General features: G+C 69.6%; 3 protein-coding genes and 1 pseudogene. All 4 read left to right on the forward strand.

Annotated features, from left to right (window positions below):
- Nucleotides 1-779, forward strand: a 779-nt coding sequence (locus AC27KI_RS17255) for a tripartite tricarboxylate transporter substrate-binding protein (RefSeq protein ID WP_487114934.1), incomplete at its 5' end; no start/stop codon positions are given.
- 4 nt (nucleotides 780-783) lie between these two features.
- Nucleotides 784-2,178 (forward strand): class II fumarate hydratase, encoded by a 1,395-nt coding sequence (locus tag AC27KI_RS17260; protein ID WP_317353694.1) that lies wholly within the window; start codon nucleotides 784-786, stop codon nucleotides 2,176-2,178.
- 210 nt (nucleotides 2,179-2,388) lie between these two features.
- Nucleotides 2,389-4,603 (forward strand): annotated as a pseudogene (locus AC27KI_RS17265) (malate synthase G).
- 227 nt (nucleotides 4,604-4,830) lie between these two features.
- A partial coding sequence (locus AC27KI_RS17270; RefSeq protein ID WP_487114936.1) for a methyl-accepting chemotaxis protein occupies nucleotides 4,831-5,985 on the forward strand: 1,155 nt, incomplete at its 3' end.

Consider the following 5,985-nt stretch of genomic DNA (forward strand, 5'->3'; position numbering starts at 1 on the left):
CGGGCGCCGGCGGCACCATCGGCAGCGCCAAGGCGGCGCGCGCGCCGGCGGACGGCTACACCTTCCTCGTCGGCCACATGGGGTACATGGGCGCCTCGCCCTCGCTGTACAAGAAGCTGGCCTACGACCCGGTGAAGGACTTCGACGCCGTCTTCCGCTTCCCCGACACGCCCCTGGTGCTGCTGGTGGGCAAGAACTCGCCGTACAAGACGGCCGAGGACCTGATCGCCTACGGCCAGCAGAACCCGGGCAAGCTCAACTTCGGCAACGCCGGCGTGGGCTCCACCTCGCACCTGGTGGCGGCGCTGTTCGCCAGCCGCGCGAAGGTCGAGATCACCTCCGTGTCGTACAAGGGCGCGGCTCCGGCCATGACCGATCTGGTGGCCGGCCAGGTCGATGCGATGTTCGACCAGACCAACACCGCCCTGCCCCAGCTGGCCGGAGAGCGCGTGCGCGCCGTGGCGCTCACCTCCGACAAGGCCATGCCGCAGTTCCCGGGCGTGCCCCCGCTGGGCCAGAAGGTGATTCCCGGCTTCGAGACCGCCACCTGGTACGGCATCTACGCCCCCAAGGGCACGCCGCGCGAGGCCATCCAGAAGGTCTACCAGGCCTACACCAAGGCCCTGGCCGACAAGGCCTGGACCGACAGGATGGCCGCGCAGGGCATCCGCATGCTGCCGGACGATCAGTACACGCCGGACGCCTTGGCCAGACACACCGCCACGGAGGTGGAGCGCTGGCGCAAGGTGGCGGCCGAGGCCAGGATCTCACTGGACTGACCGCATGGGCGCCGCCACCCGCACCGAGCACGACGCCTTCGGGCCGGTCGAGATCCCCGCCGACCGCCTGTGGGGCGCGCAGACCCAGCGCGCGCTCGCGGTCTTCGACATCGGCGAGGAACGCTTCCCGGCCTGCCTGCTGCACACCTTCGGCCTGCAAAAGCAGGCGGCGGCCCGCGCCAACCGCCGCCTGGGCACGCTGGACGCCCCGCGCGCCGACGCCATCGAGGCCGCCGCCGAGGAGTTGCGCACCGGCCTGCTGGATGCGCACTTTCCGCTCACCATCTGGCAGACGGGCTCGGGCACGCAGACCAACATGAACGCCAACGAGGTGCTGGCCAACCGCGCCAACCAGTGCCTGGGCCAGCCGCCGGGCACGCGCAGCCCGGTGCACCCGAACGACCACGTGAACGCCTCGCAGTCGTCCAACGACACCTTTCCGACCGTGATGCACCTGGCGACGGCGCTGGAGCTGCGCGACCGACTGGTGCCCGCGCTCGCGCTGCTGCAGTCGCGCCTGCAGGAGCGGGCCACCGCCTTCGCCGGCGTGCTGAAGATCGCGCGCACCCACCTGATGGACGCCGTGCCCATGACGCTGGGCCAGGGCTTCGACGCCTTCGCCCACCAGGTGGGCCATGGCATCGACCGGCTGCACGCCACCCTGCCCCGCCTGTGCCTGCTGGCGCAGGGCGGCACCGCGGCCGGCACGGGGCTGAATGCGCCGCCCGGCTTCGACGTGGCGTTCTGCGAGGAGGCCAGCGCGCTGGCCGGCATGGCCTTCACGCCCAACCCGAGCAAATTCGAGGGCATGGGCGCGCACGATGCGCTGGTGGAGGTGTCCGGCGCGCTGAACGTGGTCGCCGCGTCGCTGGCCAAGATCGCCAACGACCTGCGGCTCCTGGGCTCGGGCCCGCGCTGCGGCCTCGGCGAGCTGCGCATCCCGGACGACGGGCTCACCTCGTCGATCATGCCGGGCAAGCGCAACCCGACCATCGCCGAGGTGGTGGCGCAGGCCGCCTGGCAGGTGATGGGCAACCACACCACGATCACGCTGGCCGGCGCATCGGGCCACTTCGAGCTGAACGTGGCCAAGCCGGTGCTCATCCACAACCTGCTGCAGTCCATCCGCGTGCTGGCCGACAGCGCCCGCGTGTTCGCCGAGCGGCTGGTGCAGGGCATCGAGGCCGACACCGACCGCCTGGCCGCCAACGTGGACAACGCCCTGCTGCTGGCCACCGCCCTGAACCCGGTGCTGGGCTACGACCGCGTGGCCCGCATCACGCGCGAGGCCATGGAACGCGGCATCACGCCGAAGGCCGCCGCCGTGGCGCTGGGGTTTCTCACGGGCGACGAATACGACCGAAGGGTGGACGCGCGGGCCATGGCCGGGCGCGGCTGACGGGCACCGAAGGCGCTCCGGGCGGCGGCGCAACCCCGCCCGGACCCCGCCGCCGCTTTCTTCATTTGTGCGTAAAAGTCACTGGTTCTGAGATTTTCAGGCGGTTTATGTCTGGAAAGATTTGCAATACAGTGGGTCGACATCGTGGTGACGGTCCCTGGCGGCCGTTGCCGGTTCGCATCCACCCTTTCCCAGACCCAAGAGACTTCCATGACCGACCGCACCACCGTTCACGGCCTGCAAGTGGCCACCTCCCTGCACCGCTTCGTCGAAGACCGGGTCCTGCCCGGCACGGGCGTGGACAGCGAGGCGTTCTGGAAGGGCTTCAGCGCGCTGGTGTCCGATCTGGCGCCGCGCAACATCGCCCTGCTGGCCGAGCGCGACCGCCTGCAGTCCGAACTCGACACCTGGCACCGCGCCAACCCGGGCCCGGTGCAGAACATGGCGGCATACCGAGCCTTCCTCGAACAGATCGGCTATCTGGTGCCGCAGCCGGCCGACGTGCAGGCCACCACCGCCAACGTGGACGACGAACTCGCCACGCAGGCCGGCCCGCAGCTGGTGGTGCCGATCCTGAACGCACGCTATGCGCTCAACGCGGCCAACGCGCGCTGGGGCTCGCTGTACGACGCGCTCTATGGCACCGACGCCATCCCCGAGACCGACGGCGCCGAGAAGGGCCAGGGCTACAACCCCGTGCGGCGCCCGCGTGATCGCGTTCGCCCGCGAGGTGCTCGACCAGGCCGCGCCGCTGGCCCAGGGCACGCACAAGAACGCCGCCGGCTACCGCGTGGAAGGCGGCCAGCTGGTCGTCGCGCTGGAAGGCGGCGGCACCACCGGCCTGCAGGAACCGGCCCAGTTCGTGGGCTACCAGGGCGAGGCGTCAGCGCCTTCGTCCGTGCTGCTGCGCCACCACGGCCTGCACCTGGACCTGCAGATCGACCGCAGCACGCCCATCGGCAAGACCGATCCCGCCGGCGTGAGCGACCTGGTGGTCGAAGCCGCGCTCTCGACCATCCTGGACCTGGAAGACTCCGTGGCCGCCGTCGATGCCGAGGACAAGGTCAACGGCTACGCCAACTGGCTGGGCATCCTGAAGGCCGACCTCACCGAGCAGGTGAGCAAGGGCGGCAAGACCTTCACGCGCGGCCTGAACCCCGACCGCCTGTACACCGCCCCGGACGGCAGCGGCGAGGTGCGCCTGCACGGCCGCTCGCTCATGTTCCTGCGCAACGTGGGCCACCTCATGACCAACCCGGCCGTGCTGTGGACCGATGCGCAGGGCACGCAGCGCGAGATTCCCGAAGGCATCCTGGACGCCGTGGTCACCACCACCATCGCGCTGCACGACCTGCAGGGCAAGGGGCAGGGCGGCATCCGCAACTCGCGCAAGGGCAGCGTCTACATCGTCAAGCCCAAGATGCACGGCCCGGCCGAGGTGGCCTTCGCCAGCGACCTGTTCGGCCGCGTGGAGCAACTGCTGGGCTTGGCCGAAAACACGGTCAAGCTGGGCATCATGGACGAGGAGCGCCGCACCAGCGTCAACCTCAAGGCCTGCATCGCCGCGGCCTCGGCGCGCGTGGCGTTCATCAACACCGGCTTCCTGGACCGCACGGGCGACGAGATGCACACCGCCATGCAGGCCGGCCCCATGGTGCGCAAGGGCGACATGAAGGCCAGCGCCTGGATCCAGTCGTACGAGAAGAACAACGTGCTCGTGGGCCTGTCGTGCGGCCTGCGCGGAAAGGCGCAGATCGGCAAGGGCATGTGGGCCATGCCCGACCTGATGGCCGAGATGCTCAAACAGAAGATCGCCCACCCCAAGGCCGGCGCCAACACCGCCTGGGTCCCGAGCCCCACGGGCGCCACGCTGCACGCGCTGCACTACCACCAGGTCAACGTGGCCGAGGTGCAGAAGGAGCTGGAAAAGACCGACGCCAACGCCGAGCGCGACAACCTGCTGACCGGCCTGCTCACGGTGCCGGTCACCGCCACGCCGCAGTGGAGCGATGCCGAAAAGCAACAGGAGCTGGACAACAACGCCCAGGGCATCCTGGGCTATGTGGTGCGCTGGATCGACCAGGGCGTGGGCTGCTCCAAGGTGCCCGACATCCACAACGTGGGCCTGATGGAGGACCGCGCCACGCTGCGCATCAGCAGCCAGCACATGGCCAACTGGCTGCTGCACGGCGTGGTGACCGAAGCGCAGGTGCGCGAAACCTTCGAGCGCATGGCCGCCGTGGTGGACCAGCAGAACGCCGGCGATCCGCTGTACCAGAAGATGGCCGGGCGCTTCGCCGAATCGGCCGCCTACCAGGCCGCGTGCGACCTCGTCTTCAAGGGCGTGGAGCAGCCCAGCGGCTACACCGAGCCCCTGCTGCACGCCTGGCGGCTGAAGGTGAAGGCCGGCGCCGCCGTGCGCTGAACCGGCTCGGCACCTTCCGCCCGGCCGGCACCCCGAGTGCCGGCCACCCCCCCCGTCGACGGGGCACCCATCCGGGTGCCCCGTTGTCGTTGGGCGCCCGAAAAGCACGGCTTAACAGGAGTATCCGGGTAAATCCATATGTTCCGGCAATGCGTAAGGGTTTGTAGTTGCGCTGGATCAATGCGGAGAGAATCGCCACCCAACCAAGGGTTTTCCCTAGCCTCACCATGAACCTCCAAAACATTTCCATCGGAAAACGCCTGGGCCTGGCCTTCGGCGTGCTCATCCTCTTCATCGTCACCATGCTGGGCGTGGGCACCTGGAAATTGCAGTCGGTGGCGCAGGAGACGGCTTCGATGATGGCCCTGCCCCTGACCAAGGAGCGGCTCATCTCCGACTGGTACCGCACCATCTTCAGCAACGTGCGCCGCCACAGCGTGGTGGCCCGCAGCACCGACTCCACCCTGGCGCAGCAGTTCGCGGCGGACAACGCAGCGGCCTCCAAGATGTCGTCCGAGCAGCAGAGCCAGCTGTCCAAGCTCATCAGCAGCCCGCAGGAGCAGGCCCTGTTCGACAAGGCCGGCGAAGAGCGCAAGCGCTTCGTCGTCGCCCGCGATGCCATCTACAAGGCCAAGGCCGAGGGCCGCTCCGAAGACGCCGAGCGCATCCTGAACGCCGACTTCACCCCCGCGGGCGAGCAATACCTGCAGGCCCTGCAGGCGATGCTGGACTTCCAGCGCGCGCAGATCAACGAATCCTCCGAAGCCGTGCAGGCCAACTACCAGAGCGGCCGGCTGCAGCTGATCGCGCTGGGCGCGCTGGCCACGCTGATCGCGCTGGCGCTGGCCGTGGCGATCACGCGCAGCATCACCCACCCGCTGCACGATGCCGTGACCATGGCCAAGACCGTGGCCACCGGCGACCTCACCGTGTCCTCGGACAGCACCGCGCAGGACGAGACCGGCCAGCTGCTGCGCACGCTGAACGCCATGGGCGAGCAGCTGCGCACCGCCGTGGGCCAGGTGCGCCACGGGGCCGAGGGCATCGCCGTGGCCTCCAGCGAGATCGCGCGCGGCAACCTGGACCTGTCCAGCCGCACCGAAGAGCAGGCCAGCGCGCTGCAGCAAACGGCCGCGTCGATGGAGCAGATGACCGCCACCGTGCGCCAGAACGCCGACAGCGCGCGGCAGGCCAACCAGCTCGCCGAACACGCCAGCACCGTGGCCGTGCAGGGCGGCGCCGTGGTCACGCGCGTGGTGGAGACCATGCAGGGCATCCACGCCGCCTCGCGCAAGATCGGCGACATCATCGGCGTGATCGACGGCATCGCCTTCCAGACCAACATCCTGGCGCTGAACGCTGCGGTGGAAGCCGCCCGCGCC

It is taken from the genome of Acidovorax sp. KPB24-03 (assembly GCF_057546605.1).